The organism is Streptomyces sp. NPDC088707, from assembly GCF_044752725.1.
GTDB lineage: Bacteria > Actinomycetota > Actinomycetes > Streptomycetales > Streptomycetaceae > Streptomyces.
On sequence record NZ_JBIVLV010000010.1, the window covers coordinates 174,176 to 191,277 of the forward strand.

Sequence of the window (17,102 nt, forward strand, 5' to 3'; positions counted from 1 at the left end):
TCTTTATGCGGAGGAAGTTAATCGGAGCCACATCTTTCTCTCATTACGAACGACTAAAGTGCACGGCATGAATCACTCGCTCCCCAGGCTCGGCCGGATCAGCAAGGCTGTCATCCCGGCCGCCGGCCTCGGCACCCGCTTCCTCCCGGCGACCAAGGCGACGCCGAAGGAGATGCTGCCGGTCGTCGACAAGCCGGCCATCCAGTACGTCGTCGAGGAGGCCGTCGCGGCCGGCCTCTCCGACGTCCTGATGATCACCGGCCGGAACAAACGTCCCCTGGAGGACCACTTCGACCGGAACTACGAGCTGGAGGAGGCCCTGACGCGGAAGGGCGACGCCGAACGCCTCTCCAAGGTCCAGGAGTCCAGCGACCTCGCCACCATGCACTACGTGCGCCAGGGAGCCCCGCGCGGCCTCGGCCATGCCGTGCTCTGCGCCGCCCCGCACGTCGGCGACCAGCCCTTCGCGGTGCTCCTCGGCGACGACCTGATCGACCCCCGCGACCCGCTGCTCGCGCGGATGGTGGAGATCCAGGAGCGCGAGGGCGGCAGCGTGATCGCCCTCATGGAGGTCGACCCCTCGCAGATCCACCTGTACGGCTGCGCGGCGGTCGAGGCGACCGTCGACGCGGACGTCGTGAAGGTGACGGACCTGGTCGAGAAGCCGGACGCGGACGAGGCGCCCAGCAACTACGCGATCATCGGCCGCTATGTGCTGGACCCGGCCGTCTTCGGGACGCTGCGGGATACCGAGCCGGGCCGCGGCGGGGAGATCCAGCTGACGGACGCCCTGCAGAAGCTCGCCTCGGACGAGAAGATCGGCGGCCCGGTGCACGGCGTCGTCTTCAAGGGCCGCCGCTATGACACCGGTGACCGCGGTGACTATCTGCGTGCCATTGTCAGACTCGCGTGCGAACGTGAAGATCTGGGACCGGACTTCCGGGCCTGGCTCCGGAGATACGTCAGCGAGGAGATGTAGCACCTTGAGCAGCAGCGCGGCACCGTCGCCGTCCCACGACGACCAGGACCACGGCGACCAGGACCACGGCGACCGGGTCCACGGCGACCAGGACCACGTCGATCACGGCCAGGGCGACGGGGAGAAGTCGGCCGACCCCTGCGCGGGGCCCGCCCGCGGGCTGTGGTCGGTGGACGAGCACCTGGCCGACATCCTCGCGACGGTCGGCCCGCTCGAACCCATCGAGCTGCAACTCCTCGACGCCCAGGGCTGTGTCCTCGTCGAGGACGTGACGGTGCCGGTCGCGCTGCCCCCCTTCGACAACAGCTCCATGGACGGGTACGCGGTCCGGGTCGCCGACATCGCCGGAGCCACCGAGGAGTTCCCCGCCGTCCTGACCGTCGTCGGCGACGTCGCGGCGGGCGCCGGCGGACTGCCCGAGGTCGGGCCGGGCCAGGCCGCCCGGATCATGACAGGCGCCCCGCTGCCGCCCGGCGCCGAGGCCGTCGTCCCCGTCGAGTGGACCGACGGCGGCACGGGCGGGGGCGCGGCCACCGGCATGACGGCCGCGAGCGCAGCCCCCGAGGGCGCGTCCGGCGAGGTCCGGGTGCACCGCGCCGCTGAGGCCGGCGCCCATGTCCGCGAGCGGGGGAGCGACGTACGGGCGGGGGAGCTGGCCCTGTCGGCCGGCACGGTGCTCGGGCCGCCGCAGATCGGGCTGCTCGCCGCGATCGGCCGCGGCACCGTCCGGGTGCGGCCCCGCCCCCGGGTGGTCGTCATGTCCACCGGCAGCGAGCTGGTCCAGCCCGGCGAGCCGCTGGGCGAAGGCCAGATCCACGACTCCAACAGCTTCGCGCTCGCCGCGGCCGCGCGGGACGCGGGCGCGCTCGCGTACCGGGTGGGGGCCGTCGCCGACGACGCCGAGTCGCTGCGCGCCACCATCGAGGACCAGCTCATCCGGGCCGATCTGATCGTGACCACGGGCGGGGTGAGCGTCGGCGCGTACGACGTGGTCAAGGAGGCGCTGACCGCCGACGGTCAGGTCGACTTCCGCAAGCTGGCCATGCAGCCGGGCAAGCCCCAGGGCTTCGGCGCCATCGGCGCCGAGCAGATCCCGCTGCTCGCCCTGCCGGGCAACCCGGTCTCCTCGTACGTCTCCTTCGAGCTGTTCGTCCGGCCCGCGATCCGGGCCCTGATGGGCGTCGAGGACCTGCACCGGCCCCGGGTGCGCGCCGAGCTGGCCGCCGACAAGGCGCTGTCCTCGCCCGCCGGGCGGAGGCAGTTCCTCCGCGGGACGTACGACCCGGAGGCGGGCACCGTCACTCCGGTGGGCGGTGCGGGCTCCCATCTGATCGCGGCCCTCGCGCACGCGGACTGCCTGCTCGTGGTCCCGGAGGAGACGGAGAGCGTGGAGCCCGGTGCCGAGCTGGAAGTGGTCCTCCTCGGCTGAGGGGGCGAGGGTGGGGGTACGGTGTCGTCCCACACAGCGACCGGGAGTGTCACGGCGATGAGCACGCAGCAAGGTCTCACCCACATCGACGAGGCGGGCGCGGCCCGCATGGTCGACGTATCGGCGAAGGACGTCACGTCCCGCACGGCGCGCGCCAGCGGGCGGGTCCTCGTCTCGCCGCGCGTGATCGAGCTGCTGCGCGGCGAGGGCGTCCCGAAGGGCGACGCGCTCGCCACGGCCCGGATCGCCGGGATCATGGGAGCCAAGAAGACCCCGGACCTCATCCCGCTCTGCCATCCGCTGGCCGTGTCGGGCGTGACCCTCGACCTGGCGGTCACCGACGACGCGGTCGAGATCCTGGCGACGGTGAAGACCACGGACCGGACGGGCGTCGAGATGGAGGCCCTGACGGCGGTCTCGGTGGCGGCCCTGACGGTGGTCGACATGGTGAAGGCGGTCGACAAGGGCGCGGTCATCTCCGACGTACGGGTGGAGGAGAAGACGGGCGGAAAGTCGGGCCACTGGACGCGGAGCGGGTCGTGACGCGCGGGGGCCGGGTGTCGGGCGGGCACGAGCACGAGGGCCACGACCACGCGGGGCAGGCGGACGAAGGGCTTCCTCCGGCCGCGCTCGACGCGGGCGCCGGCGGCGCGCTCCTCGCCCCCTACGCCGCGCTCGTCGTCACGGCCTCGAACCGGGCCGCGGCCGGGGTCTACGAGGACAAGGGCGGTCCGCTGATCGCCGAGGCCCTCGCCCGGATGGGCTTCGCCGTGGAGGGCCCGCAGGTCGTCCCGGACGGGGCCCCGGTCGAGGCGGCGCTGCGGGCCGGGATCGCCGCGGGGTACGACGTGATCGTGACCACCGGCGGCACGGGCGTCTCGCCCACCGACGAGACGCCCGAGGTGACCCGCCGGGTCCTGGAGCGGGAGATCCCGGGCATCCCGGAGGCGATCCGGGCGTACGGCCGGGAGAAGGTGCCGACGGCGGCGCTCTCGCGGGGCCTCGCGGGGGTCGCGGGCGGCACGCTGATCGTGAACCTGCCGGGGTCCTCCGGCGGGGTACGGGACGGACTGACCGTCCTGGAGCCGATCCTGCGGCACGCCGTCGACCAGATCCGCGGCGGCGACCATCCGAGACCGTCGTGATCCCGACCTGGCCGGTGGTCCTGGTGGACGGAGACGTGATGCTCCGCCCGATAAAGATGCGTGACCACGCGGCCTGGCGCGAGGTGAACCGGCGGAACCGGGAGTGGCTGCGGCCCTGGGAGGCGACGGTTCCGCCGCCGGCGCCCGGCGGGCCGGTGGCGCAGCGGCCGACGTACCGTCAGATGGTCCGCCATCTGCGGTCGGAGGCGAACGCCGGACGGATGCTGCCCTTCGTGATCGAGTACCGGGGGCGGCTGGTGGGGCAGTTGACCGTCGCGGGCATCACCTGGGGCTCGATGTGCTCCGGGCACGTGGGCTACTGGGTGGACAGCGAGGTGGCCGGACGCGGTGTCATGCCGACGGCGGTCGCGCTGGCGGTCGACCACTGCTTCCGCTCGGTCGGTCTGCACCGGATGGAGGTGTGCATCCGTCCGGAGAACGGGCCGTCGCGCCGGGTCGTCGAGAAACTGGGGTTCCGCGAGGAGGGGTTGCGGCCCCGCTACCTCCACATCGACGGCGCGTGGCGGGACCATCTGGTCTTCGCGCTGACGGCGGAAGAGGTCCCGGAGGGGCTGCTGCGCCGCTGGCATCAGGCGAGAATAAGATAAGTGTTCGAATTCAATCGGTAGTTGACGGTCAATCGATCTGAACAATCACAAAAAAGTTCAGTGATATCAGCCAGATCGTGCGACACACCGGGCCAATTGGCCGATGCCGTCGCGCGAACCCCTCTACCGTGTGAGGCGTGAGCAGCAGCGGCCTCATCTACGCAGTCATCGTCGGGGCCTGGGCCGCCTACTTGGTACCGATGTGGCTCCGCAGGCAGGACGAGCTGAACGAAGCCCGTCCGACGGAACGCTTCAGCACCGCCATCCGGCTGCTTTCCGGACGGGCGGGCATGGAGCGCCGATATGCCAAGGAGCTCAAGCAGCGGGACCGTACGGCGGAGGGTCCGACGCCCGACGTGGACCCGGACGCGGAAACCGAGCATCTGAGCTCGGTCGACGTCCGGGCGTTCTCCGCGCCCGCGGCCAGAACGGAAGCGCGCCTGGAACTCCCCGAGCGGGAGCCGGCGCCGCAACCCGCCCCGGCGCGCCCCGCCACGGGCGCGGCGGCCGAACGCGCCCGCCGCGGCAAGGTCCTCGCCCGCCGCCGCCGGACCACGACGCTGCTCTTCGCCGTCTTCACCCTCGGCGCGGTCGTCGCCGCCGTCGGCGGGGTCGCCTTCCTGTGGGTGCCGGCCGTGCCCGCGCTGCTCCTCAGCGCGTACATCGTGCACCTGCGGATCCAGGAACGCCGCCGCTTCGTGTACGTGATGGACCGGCGGCGCGCGGAGGCCGCGGCGGCACGGCTGCGCGAGAGCCGCCGCCCGGCGCCGACGCCCGAGCTGTCGCCCGAGTCCGCCCCGGGCCCCTCCCCGCAGGAGGCGGACCGGCGCGCCCTGGTCGAGCAGACCGACCACGCGGAGTGGGTCGACCAGCAGCGCGACCGCGGCCCGGCCCGCGGTGACAGCTGGGACCCGGTCCCGGTCCCGCTCCCCACGTACGTCACCGCCCCGGTCGCCCCGCGCGCCACGAGCGGCATCGACATCACGGACCCGGAGACCTGGAGCGCGGCCCGCTCCTCCACGGCGGCCGACCCGGCCCCCACCCCGTCCCCGGCCCCGCGCCAGCGCACCACCCCGCCGCGCCGCAACCGCGACCACGGCCGTACGCCGCTCTTCGACCAGTACGCGGACGACGACCGCCCCCGAGCGGCCAACGAATGACCCCGAAGGGGCCCGCGACGGCCCCGGCTGACCTGCGCGGGAACGGATTTTTGCCTGAGCGGGTCGGGATGCTAATGTTTCACACGTCGCAAGGGCCTGTGGCGCAGTCTGGTAGCGCACCTCGTTCGCATCGAGGGGGTCTGGGGTTCAAATCCCCACAGGTCCACAAACGACAGTTCGCGAGTAGCTCTCGGGAACGGTGACGAGATCCCGTCCGATCGAAAGATCGGGCGGGATCTCGTCGTTGGTGCGTGCATGTCGATCCCGCCCGGTAGCGGGCCGGGCGGGATCTCATGTCTCCTCGGTCCTTCCAGGACCTGCCGTCTGGGTAAGGGGAGGCTCAGACCAGGGGCTTGGCGAAGCAGCGGCTGTTGTCGTGGTCGCGGTACAGGCCGAATTTGGCGCAGGGTTCGTAGCCGCTCGACGTGTAGAGGGCTATCGCCTCCGGTTGGGCCGTGCCCGTTTCCAGGACCATGCGGGTGCGGCCGGTCTCGCGGGCGTGGGATTCCAGCGCGGCGAGGATGCGGCGGGCCAGGCCCAGGCCGCGGGCCCCGGGAATCACGTACATGCGCTTGAGTTCCGCGTCGCCGTTCTCGTAGCCCTCGTCGTTCTTGTCCTGGGTGCGCCAGCCGCCCGTGGCGACCGGGTTGCCCTCGGGGTCGTACGCGAGGAGGTAGAGGCCCTGCGGGGGGACGAACATCCCGGCGTCCAACGGTGTGGCGTCGCCCTCGTCGCCGTAGCGGAGGGCGTACTCCGCCTGGACCGCGTCGTCGAGTGCGACGGCGTCGGGGTGGTCGTAGGGCGTGGGCTGGATGTTCATGCGGAGTATCGTACATGTATGCGACGCGTGGTGTCGGTATTCTCCCGGGATGCTCACTGTGACGTCCGTGAATGTCAATGGTCTCCGTGCCGCCGCCAAGAAGGGGTTCGTCGAGTGGCTCGGCGGCACCTCCGCCGACGCCGTCTGTCTCCAGGAGGTGCGCGCCGAGGAGGCGCAGCTGCCGCCGGAGGTGCGGGCGCCCGAGGGCTGGTTCACGGTCCACGCGCCCGCCGCCGCCAAGGGGCGCGCCGGGGTGTCCCTCTACACGCGCCGCGAGCCCGACCGGGTGCGCGTCGGCTTCGGGTCGAGCGAGTTCGACAGCAGCGGCCGGTACGTCGAGGCGGATCTGCCCGGCGTCACCGTCGCCAGCCTCTACCTGCCCTCCGGCGAGGCCGGCACCGAGCGCCAGGACGAGAAGTACCGGTTCATGGGCGAGTTCCTGCCGTACCTGAAGGAGCTCCGGGAGCGCTCGGCCGCCGACGGCCGCGAGGTCGTCGTCTGCGGCGACTGGAACATCGCCCACCAGGAGGCCGACCTCAAGAACTGGAAGGCCAACAAGAAGAACGCCGGCTTCCTCCCCGAGGAGCGGGAGTGGTTCGGGAAGGTGCTGGAGGAAGGCGACGGGGGGTATGTGGACGTCGTGCGCGTCCTGCACCCCGAGCAGGAGGGGCCCTACTCCTGGTGGTCCTACCGCGGCCGGGCCTTCGACAACGACAGCGGCTGGCGGATCGACTACCAGCTCGCCACCCCCGGGCTCGCCGCCAAGGCCGTCAAGGCGTACGTCGAGCGGGCCGCCACCCACGCCGAGCGCTGGAGCGACCACGCGCCCGTGACCGCCGTCTACGACCTGTAGGAGCGGCGGGGGCGGCTCACGGGCTCTGCGGTGGGGCTTTCGGACTCAGGCGGCGGTCGAGCGCCATCGACAGTTCCGCCTCCACCACGCTCTTCGCGAGCGGGCGCAGCCGCCACAGGTCGTCCTCGGCCGCGTGGGTGCGCAGCAGGTCGGTGAAGAGCTCGGCGAGGGCGTCGGCGTGCTCGCGGACGCGGGCGCCGGCCTTGAGGACCTCGGCGAGCGGGACGCCCTCGCGGACGAGCGCGGCGGAGACGTCGAGCAGCCGGCGGCTGATGTGGATGATCTCCTCGCCGTCGGTGACGAGGTAGCCGAGGTCCAGGGCGGCGGCGAGGTTCTCCGGGGTGACCTCGCCGGCGAAGTGGTCGGCGAGCTCCCCGGGGGTGAGGCGGACCGGCTCCTCCTCGCTGGGGGCGCCGAGGGCGAGCACCTCGCGGACGTTGCGCCCGCTCTCGAAGGCGGTGGTGAGGTCGGCGATGCCGTTGAGGGTGTGCCCGCGCTCCAGGAGGGCGGCGATGGTCCGCAGCCGGGCCAGGTGGTTCTCGTCGTACCAGGCGATCCGGCCCTCGCGGCGGGGCGGGGGGATCAGGCCGCGCTCGCGGTAGAAGCGCAGGGTGCGCACGGTGATGCCGGCGGCGGCCGCCAGCTCCTCCATGCGGTACTCGCGCACGCCTTCGGGCTCGTCGCGCACGCCCTCGGGCTCGGGTGTGGCGGGCGTGACCTGGTGCGGGCTGCCGCCCGTGCCGGTCCGCCGGTCCTCGCGTGCGCCCTCGTGTGTCACCGTGTCGGGTCCTGATCCTTCGCCTGTCCCTCTGCCTGATCCTTCAGCCACGGACGCCAGCCTATGTTGTACCGCCGGTAACTTTCCCTCGTCCGACCCCTACCGCTCGGTATGGAGCTGCTCTACAGTCCCGACTGTGCCAGTGATTGCTGGCGTGATTGGCCGGGCACGCGGGAGGCGGCATGGCGAAGCACGAGCAGGTACGTGTGGCGGTGATCGGATCGGGATTCGGTGGCCTCGGCGCCGCCGTCCGGCTGCGCCGAGAGGGGATCACCGACTTCGTGGTCCTGGAGCGGGCCGACTCCGTGGGCGGCACCTGGCGGGACAACAGCTACCCCGGCTGCGCCTGCGACGTCCCCTCCCACCTCTACTCCTTCTCCTTCGCGCCCAACCCCGACTGGCCGCGGACCTTCTCCGGACAGCGCCACATCCGCGCGTACCTGGAGCACGTCACCGACACCTTCGGCCTCCGCCCCCACCTGCGACTGAACCACGAGGTCGTGCGGATGGAGTGGGACGCGGAGGCGCTCCGCTGGGAGATCGAGACCAGCCAGGGCTCCTTCAGCGCCGAGGTCGTCGTCTCCGCGACCGGCCCGCTCTCCGACCCCAGGATCCCGGACATCCCCGGCATCGCCGACTTCCCCGGCAAGGTCTTCCACTCGGCCCGCTGGGACCACGACTACGACCTCACCGGCAAGCGCGTCGCCATGATCGGCACCGGCGCCTCCGCCATCCAGATCGTGCCCGCGATCCAGCCCCAGGTCGGGAAGCTGACCCTCTTCCAGCGCACGCCCCCCTGGGTCATGCGCCGCATGGACCGGGCCATCAGCGGCCCCGAGCGCTGGCTCCACCGCGCCCTGCCCGTCACCGGCACCCTGCGCCGCGGCCTCCTCTGGGGCATCCGCGAACTCCAGGTCGGCGCCTTCACCAAGCACCCGAACGAACTCGGCCTCGTCGAGAAGCTCGCCAAGGCCAACATCGCCAAGTCCGTCAAGGACCCGGTCCTGCGGGCCAAGCTGACGCCCTCGTACCGCATCGGCTGCAAGCGCATCCTGCTCTCCAGCACGTACTACCCGGCGATCGCGCAGCCCAACGTCGACGTCGTCGCCTCCGGCCTGCGCGAGGTCCGCGGCTCGACCGTGGTCGCCGCCGACGGCACCGAGACCGAGGTCGACGCGATCATCTTCGGCACCGGCTTCCACGTCACCGACATGCCGATCGCCGAACGGGTCGTCGGCGCCGAGGGCAGGACGCTCGCCGAGACCTGGAAGGGCGGCATGGAGGCGCTGCGCGGCGCCACCGCCGCCGGATTCCCCAACTTCATGACGGTCATCGGCCCCAACACGGGCCTCGGGAACTCCTCGATGATCCTGATGATCGAGTCCCAGCTGAACTACATGGCCGACTACCTGCGCCAGCTGGCCCTGCTCACCTCCGCCGGCCCGGGCGGGCGCGCCGCCCTCGCCGTCCGGCCCTCCGCCGTCGGCGCCTGGAACCGCAAGGTGCAGGCCCGGATGGAGCGGACGGTCTGGAAGGCGGGCGGCTGCGAGAGCTGGTACCTCGACGCCAACGGGCGCAACACCACGCTGTGGCCCGGCACGACCGGCGAGTTCCGGCGCGAGACCCGGCAGGTCGACCTCTCCGAGTACGAGGTCATCCGCGCCCCCAAGCCCGTGAAGGCCGCCGGGGAGACCGCCGCGGCGAAGCCCCGTACCGCCTCCCGCAAGAAGGAGGCCGCCAAGTGAGCCGGCACCTGACCTCGCTGACCTCGTCCCGGGAGGTCACCGCCGTCTCCGCGGACGGCGCCCGGATCCACGTCGAGGTGTACGGCCCCGAGGGCGCGCCCGCCGTCGTCCTCGCCCACGGCTGGACCTGCTCGATCGCCTTCTGGGCCGAGCAGATACGGTCCCTCGCCGTCGACCACCGGGTCATCGCCTACGACCAGCGCGGCCACGGCCGGTCGCCGGTCCCCGCCGGGCCCTCCGGATACGCCACCCGGGCGCTCGCCGACGACCTCGAAGCGGTCCTCGCGAGCACCCTCGCCCCCGGGGAGAAGGCCGTCCTCGCCGGCCACTCCATGGGCGGCATGACCCTCATGGCCGCGGCCGACCGGCCGGGCTTCCGGGAGCACGCGGCGGCCGTGCTGCTCTGCTCCACCGGGCCCTCGCGGCTCACCGCCGAGGCCACCGTCGTCCCGGGCCGGCCGAGCGACCGGCGTACCCGGCTGACCCGGGGCGTCCTCGGCGCGAAGGCGCCGCTCGGGCCCGTCAACGCCGTCTCGAAGAGGATCCTCAAGTACGCGACGATGGGCCCCGGTTCGGCGCCCGAGCGGGTCGACGCCTGCGCCCGGATCGTGCACGCCTGCCCGCGCGGGGCCCGCGTCGGCTGGTCCAGGGTCCTCTCCGAGCTGGACCTGGAGGCGGGGCTGCGGGCACTCGACCTGCCCGTCGCGGTCGTCGTCGGCACCGCCGACCGGCTCACCCCGCCCGTCCACTCCCGCGCCATGGCCGAGGCCCTCCCGCAGTGCGTGGGACTGCTCGAACTGGCCGGGGTGGGGCATATGACACCTGTGGAGGCCCCCGAGGCCGTCACCGCGCGGATCCGCGAACTGACCGACACGTACCTGGAAGTGAAGGAGAAGGCATGAGCCGGGTGAGCCTGGAAGGACAGGTCGCGGTCGTCACCGGAGGTGCCCGCGGCGTCGGGGAGCTCCTCGCCCGCAAGCTGTCCGCGCGCGGCGCGAAGATCGCTCTCGTCGGCCTGGAGCCGGAGCAGCTCAAGGAGGTCGCCGGGCGGCTGCACACCGAGGCCGACTGGTGGCACGCCGACGTCACCGACCACGAGGCGATGGCGAGGGTCGCGGCCGAGGTGAAGGAGCGGTTCGGGAAGGTCGACATCGTCGTCGCCAACGCCGGTGTCGCGGCGGGCGGTCCCTTCGCGGAGTCCGACCCGGGCGCCTGGCGGCGGGTCATCGAGGTCAACCTGATCGGCGGCGCGGTGACGGGACGGGCGTTCCTGCCGGTCCTCATGGAGTCGCGGGGGTACTTCCTCCAGATCGCCTCGCTCGCCGCGCTGACCCCCGCCCCGATGATGACGGCGTACTGCGCCTCCAAGTCGGGCGTCGAGGCGTTCGCGCACAGCCTGCGCGCCGAGGTCGCGTACAAGGGGGTGAAGGTCGGCGTCGGCTACCTCTCCTGGACCGACACGGACATGGTGCGGGGCGCCGACGAGGACGACGTGATGCGGGAGCTGCGCCAGCGGCTGCCGTGGCCGGCGAACCGCACGTACCCCCTCGGCCCGGCCGTCGACCGGATCGTCGCGGGCATCGAGCGGCGCTCCGCGCACGTCTACGCGCAGTGGTGGCTGCGCGGGATGCAGTCGGTCCGCGGCTATCTGCCGGGGATGATCGCGACCGTCGGGCAGCGCGAGATGAAGCGCTTCGAGCCGCGACTCGGCTCGGTCTCCAAGGGGCTGGTGGGCGCGGGCGGCGCCGCCGACGAGGAGGCGCGGACGGGCGGTTCGGCGGCGCGCTGACCGGGCTCCGGCCGCCCGGCGGGAGGGGACCTAGCCGGGCGGCCGTCGGCGGCTCCCCGCGTGGTAGCCGTCCGTAACTGATCGAAATGCGTGCAGTGTTCGCTCGTGCAAGGCTGGTCGAGGCCCAGGAGGCGCATCGCCTCCGTCCCCTCTCACCCGTCTAGGAGTGAACCTTCATGGGCAAGGCAGAACAGTTCAAGGACAAGTCGGAGCAGCTGAAGCAGCAGGCCAAGCAGGCCATGGGCAAGGCGAAGGACGAGGCGTCCTCGCGCGCCTCCCAGGGCCGCGGCCGCCCCGACGACGAGACGCGCAGGGCCCAGCAGGACTCCCAGGACCGTCTCGACCAGGACTACGACGCCTGACGCGTTCGTCCTTCGCATGCTGTGTCGATGAGGCGCACCCGGTCCACCGGGTGCGCCTCCTCGTGCGTCCGCGCACGCTCAGGCCCGTACGACCCGCATCCCGTCCTCCTCAAGGGCTCGGACCGTCGCCGCGAAGAGGTCGTACGGCTCGCCGTCCGGGGACAGCGCCCTGGACAGATGTGCCCGGGCGACGTCGGCGTCCCGCCAGGTCAGGGTGGCCGGGGCGGTGAATCCGAAGCCGCCGCCCAGGCATTCGTGGAGGGCCTGGAAGCTTCCGCCGAAGTAGCCGCCGGGCCCGTTCACGGCCTCGCCGAGCGCGAGCCAGAGCCCCGGCACGTCGGTGACGTCCCGTCCGTCGAGCTCGTACGCGGTGCCCGTCGCCCGGTCCACGGGCGTGCGGCGGCAGGCCCGCTCCCGCACCAGATCGTGCCAGGCGCCCCGCCGCCGGGTGTCGAGTGCGGCCCAGGCGCCGGGCTCGGCCGGCGGCCCGGCGAGCCACCGCTCCCACACGTCACGGGCCCAGGCGGGTACGGGGTCGTCGTATCCGTCCAGCGTCAGGTCGATCAGGTCCGGTCCGAGCGCGGACGGCTCCCAGCCGGTCACGACGGGCCGCATCAGCCGGCTCGTCAGCGGTGCGCCCTGTCCGTCCCGCAGTTCCAGTTCGGCCTCGTCCAGTTCCAGGGCCCGCCGGGTGCCCTTCGCCAGGGCCCGCTTCAGCTCCTCGCCGGGGGCCAGGCCGCGCAGGACGAGTGGGGGATCGGTCCGCTGCGCGGGCACGACGGCGGCGAACTCCCGGCAGGAACCGAGCCATCGGTGTCCGTCGTGCAGCCGGACGGGGCCCCGGTGGCCGTCGGGCGGGCCCAGCTGGTCTTCCTCGCCGGTGACGACCAGGCCGGACGTGCTGTGCGACGCCTCCACGTCCCACAGGAGCCAGGAGTCGCCCTCCTCGCCGCCCTCGGGTTCTCCGGCCGCGGTCGGCACGCGTTCCGGGATCAGCCACACCCGGTCGCCGAGCCAGTCGCCGTCCCGGAACCCGGAGCCCTCCGGCTGCCAGCCGAGGAGCTCGTACGTCCCGCGCTCGGGCTCGCCGAAGAGGCCCTCCACCTCGGGGCAGACGCCCCAGACGTGGCCGTCCTCGGTTCTGTTCAGCGCGTACATGGCTCGATCATGGCGCATAAGTCACGCGCGTCCGGCGCCGGATCTTCGTACGGTGGCGCCCATGGCCGTACTTGAGCGACTGCGAACCGATCACGCCCCCGCCCTGCTCGCCTTCGAGCGGGAGAACCGGGGGTACTTCGCCGCGTCCGTGCCCGACCGGGGGGACGCGTACTTCACCGAATTCGAGGAGCGGCACCGGGCGCTGCTCGACGAGCAGGAGGCCGGGGGGATCCATTTCCATGTGCTCGTGGGGGAGGGCGGCGAGATCCTCGGGCGGTTCAATCTCGTCGACGTCGCCGACGGGGCCGCAGAGCTGGGGTACCGGGTGGCCGAGAAGGCGACCGGGCGGGGTGTGGCGACGGCCGGGGTGCGGGAGGTGTGCCGGCTGGCGCGTGAGCAGTACGGACTCAGCCGGCTGACCGCCGTCACGACCCTCGACAACGACGGGTCGAGGGTCGTGCTGGGGCGCGTCGGGTTCGGCGCGGTCGGGAGCGTGACGCTCGACGGGCGGGCGGGGACGTCGTACGAGCTGGATCTGGCCGACGGCCTGGGGCGGAGCGCCGCCTAGGCCTGTCCGGCGCATCAGAGCCGAACAGGCCCGAGGGCTGGCTGATCGGGCCGGGGGTCGGCGCGGGGTGTGCCTGGTCGATCGGGCCGGACAGGCCCGAGGGGTGCCCGGCCGATCGGGCCGGGGGCGGCCCCCGGGGGTGCCCGGCCGATCGGGCCGGGGGCGGCCCCCGGGGGTGCCCGGGCGATCGGGCCGGGCTGCCCCCTGGGGTGGCCTGCCGATCGGGCCCTGCCCGTCCGCGCGAACCTCCCGGGACGGGCGGGAGGGCGTCACTCCCCGGTCGTCGCTCGCGGTGGCAGCTTCGGGCGGGAGCGGTCCGGGAGGTCCACATAGCCAGGGGGGCTCGCCGCCGGGGTCTCCGCGAGGAGGGCGAGGGCCACCTCGACCGCGTCGTCGAGCTGGGCGTGCCGGCCCTCCGCCCAGTCGAGGGGGGTGCGCAGGACGGCGAGGTCCGGTTCGACGCCGTGGTTCTCCAGGGACCAGCCGTACTCGGGGAACCAGGCGGCGTTCATCGGGACCGTGATCTGGGTGCCGTCGCCGAGGCGGTGGCGGCCGGTCATGCCGACGACTCCGCCCCAGGTGCGCTGGCCGACGACGGGTCCCAGGCCGAGGAGCTTGAACGCGGCGGTGATCATGTCGCCGTCGGAGGAGGTGGCCTCGTCGGCGAGGGCGACCACCGGGCCGCGCGGGGCGTTGGAGGCGTACGCGACGGGCTGGGCGTTGCGGGTGAGGTCCCAGCCGAGGATCCTGCGGGTGAGTTTCTCCATGACGAGCTCGCTGATGTTGCCGCCGGCGTTGCCCCGTACGTCGACGATGAGGGCCGGCCGGGAGACCTCCATGCGCAGGTCGCGGTTGAACTGGGCCCAGCCCGAGCCGCCCATGTCGGGGATGTGCAGGTAGCCGCAGCGGCCGCCGCTGATGTCCCGTACCACCGCCCGGCGTTTGGCCACCCAGTCCTGGTAGCGCAGCGGACGCTCGTCGATCAGCGGGACGACGGCGACGCGGCGGGCCCGGCCCTCGCCCTCGGCGGGGAGGAAGGTGAGCTCGACGGTGGTGCCGCCGGTGCCGGAGAGCAGTGGGTACGGGCCGGTGACCGGGTCCACGGGCCGGCCGTCGACATGGGTGAGGACCGCGCCTTCGCGGATGCCGGTACCGGCGAGCGGGGAGCGGGCCTTGGAGTCGGAGGACTCGCCGGGCAGGATGCGCTTGACCGTCCAGCCGGCCTCGCGGGGCACGAGGTTGGCGCCGAGGAGGCCCATCGGCCGCTGGTAGTGCGGGGGACCCTCGTTGCGGCGGGCGGGGGTGACGTACGCGTGGGAGGTGCCCAGTTCGCCGAGGACCTCGCGGAGCAGGTCGGCGAACTCGTCGGGGGAGGCGACCCGTTCGACGAGCGGCCGGTACTGGTCGAGCACGGCCGTCCAGTCGACCCCGCCCATGTCGGGCTCCCAGAAGTAGGCGCGGACGATCCGGCCCGCCTCGTCGAAGGCCTGCCGCCACTCGGCGCCCGGCTCGACCTCGTGGAGGATGCGCCGCAGGTCCAGGTAGACGGTGGAGTCGCCGTCCCCGGACTCGGTGGCGGGCACGGCCCGCAGGTCGCCCTCGTCGGCGACCACGAGCCGGGTGCCGTCGCCGCTGACCGCGAACCAGTCGAGGTCCTTGGCGAGTTCGCTCTTGCGGGCCTTGGTGATGGAGAAGTGCTCCAGGGTGGGCTTGCCCGAGGTGTCGGTCGGGTTGGCGAAGGTCTCGCCGAGCGCGCCCGAGATGGGCCAGCGCAGCCAGACGAGGCCACCGCCGCTGACCGGGTGGAGGGCGGAGTACTTGGAGGCGGCGACCGGGAAGGGGGTGACCCGGTCGGGGAGTCCCTCGATCTCGACGGTGACCGTGCCGTCGGTGGTCGCCTCCGTGTCGTCGTCGGCCGGGTCGAGACCGCCGGCCGCCGGGCGCCCGTCGGGGAGCAGCGCGAACGGCGAGGGCGTCGCGGAGGAGAGGGGGACCAGGTAGGGGCGGCAGCCGAGCGGGAACGACAGGTCGCCGGTGTGCACGTCGTACACCGGGTCGAAGCCCCGCCAGGACAGGAAGGCGAGGTAGCGGCCGTCCCGGGTGAAGACGGGGTTCTCGTCCTCGAAGCGGCCGTTGGTGACGTCGACGACGGTCCGGGCGCCGGGGCCGGAGATCCGGGCCATCTTGATGGAGCGCAGGGATCGGCCGATGCCCGGGTGGGACCAGGTGAGCCAGGCGCCGTCGGGGGAGAAGGCCAGGTCGCGGACGGGGCCGTTGACGGACCTGATGAGTTCGGTGACCTCGCCGCCCCCGGACTCCGTCCCGGCGGCGTCCTCGGTGTCCTCCGTCGCGTCGAGGAGGAGCAGCCGGCCGTCGTGGGAGGCGATCGCGAGCCGTTCGCCGTCCGGGTCGGCGATCAGCTCCTCGACCCGGCCGAGGTCGCCTGAGGCGAGGCGGCGGGGCGGCCGGTCGCCGCTGGCGCGCGGGAGATAGGCGACCTCGACGGCGTCCTCGCCCTCGGCGTCGGTGACGTACGCGACCTGGCCGCCGCTGCCGAGCATCTCGGGGAGCCTGACCCGGACGCCGGGGGTGTCGACGATGGTGCGGGCGGGGCCGTCGCGGTGGGTCAGCCAGTAGAGGCTGCCGCGCACGGAGACGGCGCTGGCCCGGCCGGTCTCGTCGACGGAGACGGCGTCGATGTGGTGGGCGGCGGGCACCTGGTACGGGCGTCGGCCGACGCGCTGGCCGCCGAGCCGCACCTCCAGCCTCCTGGGGCGGGAGCCGGGGGTGAGGGCGTCGACGATCCACAGGTCGCCGGCGCACTGGTAGACGACCCGGCGTCCGTCGGTCGAGGCGTGCCGGGCGTAGAACTCGTCGTGGTCGGTGTGCCGCAGCAGGTCGGTGCCGTCGGGCAGGCAGGAGTAGAGGTTGCCGACGCCCTCGTGGTCGGAGAGGAACGCGACCCGGCCGTCGACGGCCATCGGGCAGTCGAGGTGGCCGCCGATGTCGGCGAGCAGCCGCTCGCCGTGCAGCCAGAGGCGGCCGGTGGCGCCGCCGCGGTAGCGCTTCCAGGCGGCCGGCTCGTGGGGCGGCTTTCCGGTGAGGAGGAGGGTGCGGCGCTCGGCCTCCTGCCCCTCGGCGGTTCCCTTGCCGGCCTTTCTGTAGGCGTCGTGCTCGGTGACGGCGATGTCGGAGACCGGGCCCCAGGGGAGGCGGCCGCCGGGGGAGCCGTCGGTGGGGACGTTGTAGGCCCACGAGTAGTAAGAGAAGGGCTGCCCGTGCGAGGAGACGGCGAGGATGTCCGAGCGTCCGTCCCGGTCGGGGGGTGTCCAGCCGCAGACGCGGGTGTCGGTCGAGCCCCAGTGGGTGAGCCGCCGGGCGGACCCGCCTTCGATGGGGACGAGATGGATCTCTGGGTCGAGGCTGCGCCAGTTCGTGTACGCGATCTGCCGGCCGTCCGGCGAGAAGCGGGGGTGGCCGACCCGCGTCCGGTCGACGGTGAGCCGCCATGCCCGGCCGGGGCGGTGGCCCTCGGGGACGAGGGGGGCGATCCAGAGGTCGTCCTCGGCGGCGAAGCACAGCAGGTCGTCGTGGAGGTGCGGAAAGCGGAGATACGCGACGTCGTCACTCACCTCCTCATGCTTTCCAAGCGAGGGGGGTGTGGCAACTCGTACGTGCTTGCGGGCGTCTTCAGGGGCGTGGCCCGGC

Annotated in this window: 16 protein-coding genes and 1 tRNA gene; 13 read left to right on the forward strand and 4 right to left on the reverse strand. The window is 73.1% G+C overall.

The window, feature by feature from the left end:
- Positions 1 to 67: 67 nt before the first annotated feature.
- From galU to ACIP84_RS28285, 7 genes are all read left to right on the forward strand, one after another.
- The gene (gene galU / locus ACIP84_RS28255) at positions 68 to 979 is read left to right on the forward strand and encodes a UTP--glucose-1-phosphate uridylyltransferase GalU (protein WP_355964041.1); all 912 of its coding nucleotides are present in this window, start codon (positions 68 to 70) and stop codon (positions 977 to 979) included.
- Between the two features lie 160 nt (positions 980 to 1,139).
- Positions 1,140 to 2,408, forward strand: a complete 1,269-nt coding sequence (gene glp / locus ACIP84_RS28260; protein ID WP_355964121.1) for a gephyrin-like molybdotransferase Glp — start codon at positions 1,140 to 1,142, stop codon at positions 2,406 to 2,408.
- A 57-nt stretch (positions 2,409 to 2,465) separates the two neighbouring features.
- Positions 2,466 to 2,951, forward strand: coding sequence for a cyclic pyranopterin monophosphate synthase MoaC (gene moaC, locus ACIP84_RS28265; RefSeq protein WP_189833508.1), 486 nt, complete (start codon positions 2,466 to 2,468; stop codon positions 2,949 to 2,951).
- Positions 2,948 to 3,553, forward strand: a complete 606-nt coding sequence (locus ACIP84_RS28270; protein ID WP_401801423.1) for a molybdenum cofactor biosynthesis protein B — start codon at positions 2,948 to 2,950, stop codon at positions 3,551 to 3,553. The genes moaC and ACIP84_RS28270 overlap by 4 nt, the downstream gene beginning before the upstream one ends.
- A gap of 14 nt (positions 3,554 to 3,567) precedes the next feature.
- On the forward strand, positions 3,568 to 4,161 hold the full coding sequence (locus ACIP84_RS28275) for a GNAT family N-acetyltransferase (RefSeq protein ID WP_401801694.1): 594 nt from the start codon (positions 3,568 to 3,570) through the stop codon (positions 4,159 to 4,161).
- A 137-nt stretch (positions 4,162 to 4,298) separates the two neighbouring features.
- Positions 4,299 to 5,321 (forward strand): gephyrin-like molybdotransferase receptor GlpR, encoded by a 1,023-nt coding sequence (gene glpR / locus ACIP84_RS28280; protein WP_401801426.1) that lies wholly within the window; start codon positions 4,299 to 4,301, stop codon positions 5,319 to 5,321.
- A gap of 92 nt (positions 5,322 to 5,413) precedes the next feature.
- Positions 5,414 to 5,487 (forward strand) — tRNA-Ala (locus ACIP84_RS28285).
- A 174-nt stretch (positions 5,488 to 5,661) separates the two neighbouring features.
- Here the strand turns inward: ACIP84_RS28285 and ACIP84_RS28290 are convergent.
- Positions 5,662 to 6,141 carry a GNAT family N-acetyltransferase gene (locus ACIP84_RS28290; RefSeq protein WP_401801429.1) on the reverse strand — a complete coding sequence of 160 codons (480 nt, stop codon included), beginning with the start codon at positions 6,139 to 6,141 and terminating at the stop codon, positions 5,662 to 5,664.
- A gap of 49 nt (positions 6,142 to 6,190) precedes the next feature.
- Here ACIP84_RS28290 and ACIP84_RS28295 point away from each other — a divergent pair, with 49 nt between their 5' ends.
- A complete protein-coding gene (locus ACIP84_RS28295) occupies positions 6,191 to 6,994 on the forward strand; it encodes an exodeoxyribonuclease III (RefSeq protein ID WP_401801432.1) in 804 nt (267 codons plus the stop codon).
- 16 nt (positions 6,995 to 7,010) lie between these two features.
- Here the strand turns inward: ACIP84_RS28295 and ACIP84_RS28300 are convergent, their stop codons facing one another.
- Positions 7,011 to 7,646, reverse strand: coding sequence for a MerR family transcriptional regulator (locus ACIP84_RS28300; protein ID WP_401801697.1), 636 nt, complete (start codon positions 7,644 to 7,646; stop codon positions 7,011 to 7,013).
- A gap of 308 nt (positions 7,647 to 7,954) precedes the next feature.
- Here ACIP84_RS28300 and ACIP84_RS28305 point away from each other — a divergent pair, with 308 nt between their 5' ends.
- The 4 genes from ACIP84_RS28305 (at position 7,955) to ACIP84_RS28320 (ending at position 11,668) form a co-directional block, all read left to right on the forward strand.
- Positions 7,955 to 9,517 (forward strand): flavin-containing monooxygenase, encoded by a 1,563-nt coding sequence (locus ACIP84_RS28305; RefSeq protein ID WP_401801435.1) that lies wholly within the window; start codon positions 7,955 to 7,957, stop codon positions 9,515 to 9,517.
- On the forward strand, positions 9,514 to 10,419 hold the full coding sequence (locus ACIP84_RS28310; protein ID WP_401801437.1) for an alpha/beta fold hydrolase: 906 nt from the start codon (positions 9,514 to 9,516) through the stop codon (positions 10,417 to 10,419). Before ACIP84_RS28305 ends, ACIP84_RS28310 begins: the two co-directional genes overlap by 4 nt.
- Complete coding sequence (locus ACIP84_RS28315; RefSeq protein ID WP_355964029.1) at positions 10,416 to 11,306, forward strand: SDR family oxidoreductase; 891 nt, start codon at positions 10,416 to 10,418, stop codon at positions 11,304 to 11,306. The genes ACIP84_RS28310 and ACIP84_RS28315 overlap by 4 nt, the downstream gene beginning before the upstream one ends.
- Before the next feature lie 176 nt (positions 11,307 to 11,482).
- A complete protein-coding gene (locus ACIP84_RS28320) occupies positions 11,483 to 11,668 on the forward strand; it encodes a hypothetical protein (RefSeq protein ID WP_355964028.1) in 186 nt (61 codons plus the stop codon).
- A 78-nt stretch (positions 11,669 to 11,746) separates the two neighbouring features.
- Here the strand turns inward: ACIP84_RS28320 and ACIP84_RS28325 are convergent, their stop codons facing one another.
- On the reverse strand, positions 11,747 to 12,826 hold the full coding sequence (locus ACIP84_RS28325) for a hypothetical protein (RefSeq protein WP_401801439.1): 1,080 nt from the start codon (positions 12,824 to 12,826) through the stop codon (positions 11,747 to 11,749).
- A gap of 61 nt (positions 12,827 to 12,887) precedes the next feature.
- On the opposite strand from ACIP84_RS28325, the gene ACIP84_RS28330 reads away from it, so the two are divergent.
- Complete coding sequence (locus ACIP84_RS28330; protein ID WP_355964026.1) at positions 12,888 to 13,394, forward strand: GNAT family N-acetyltransferase; 507 nt, start codon at positions 12,888 to 12,890, stop codon at positions 13,392 to 13,394.
- 269 nt (positions 13,395 to 13,663) lie between these two features.
- On the opposite strand, the gene ACIP84_RS28335 is transcribed toward ACIP84_RS28330, so the two are convergent.
- On the reverse strand, positions 13,664 to 17,026 hold the full coding sequence (locus ACIP84_RS28335; protein ID WP_401801442.1) for a S41 family peptidase: 3,363 nt from the start codon (positions 17,024 to 17,026) through the stop codon (positions 13,664 to 13,666).
- Positions 17,027 to 17,102 lie beyond the last annotated feature (76 nt).

Coding starts and splice junctions, on each gene's coding strand:
- ACIP84_RS28300 (WP_401801697.1), bottom strand. CDS start 7,646: ATGGAGGAGCTGGCGGCCGCCGCCGGCATCACCGTGCGCACCCTGCGC.
- ACIP84_RS28325 (WP_401801439.1), bottom strand. CDS start 12,826: ATGTACGCGCTGAACAGAACCGAGGACGGCCACGTCTGGGGCGTCTGC.
- ACIP84_RS28290 (WP_401801429.1), bottom strand. CDS start 6,141: ATGAACATCCAGCCCACGCCCTACGACCACCCCGACGCCGTCGCACTC.
- galU (WP_355964041.1), top strand. CDS start 68: ATGAATCACTCGCTCCCCAGGCTCGGCCGGATCAGCAAGGCTGTCATC.
- ACIP84_RS28320 (WP_355964028.1), top strand. CDS start 11,483: ATGGGCAAGGCAGAACAGTTCAAGGACAAGTCGGAGCAGCTGAAGCAG.
- ACIP84_RS28305 (WP_401801435.1), top strand. CDS start 7,955: ATGGCGAAGCACGAGCAGGTACGTGTGGCGGTGATCGGATCGGGATTC.
- ACIP84_RS28295 (WP_401801432.1), top strand. CDS start 6,191: ATGCTCACTGTGACGTCCGTGAATGTCAATGGTCTCCGTGCCGCCGCC.
- ACIP84_RS28315 (WP_355964029.1), top strand. CDS start 10,416: ATGAGCCGGGTGAGCCTGGAAGGACAGGTCGCGGTCGTCACCGGAGGT.
- ACIP84_RS28330 (WP_355964026.1), top strand. CDS start 12,888: ATGGCCGTACTTGAGCGACTGCGAACCGATCACGCCCCCGCCCTGCTC.
- moaC (WP_189833508.1), top strand. CDS start 2,466: ATGAGCACGCAGCAAGGTCTCACCCACATCGACGAGGCGGGCGCGGCC.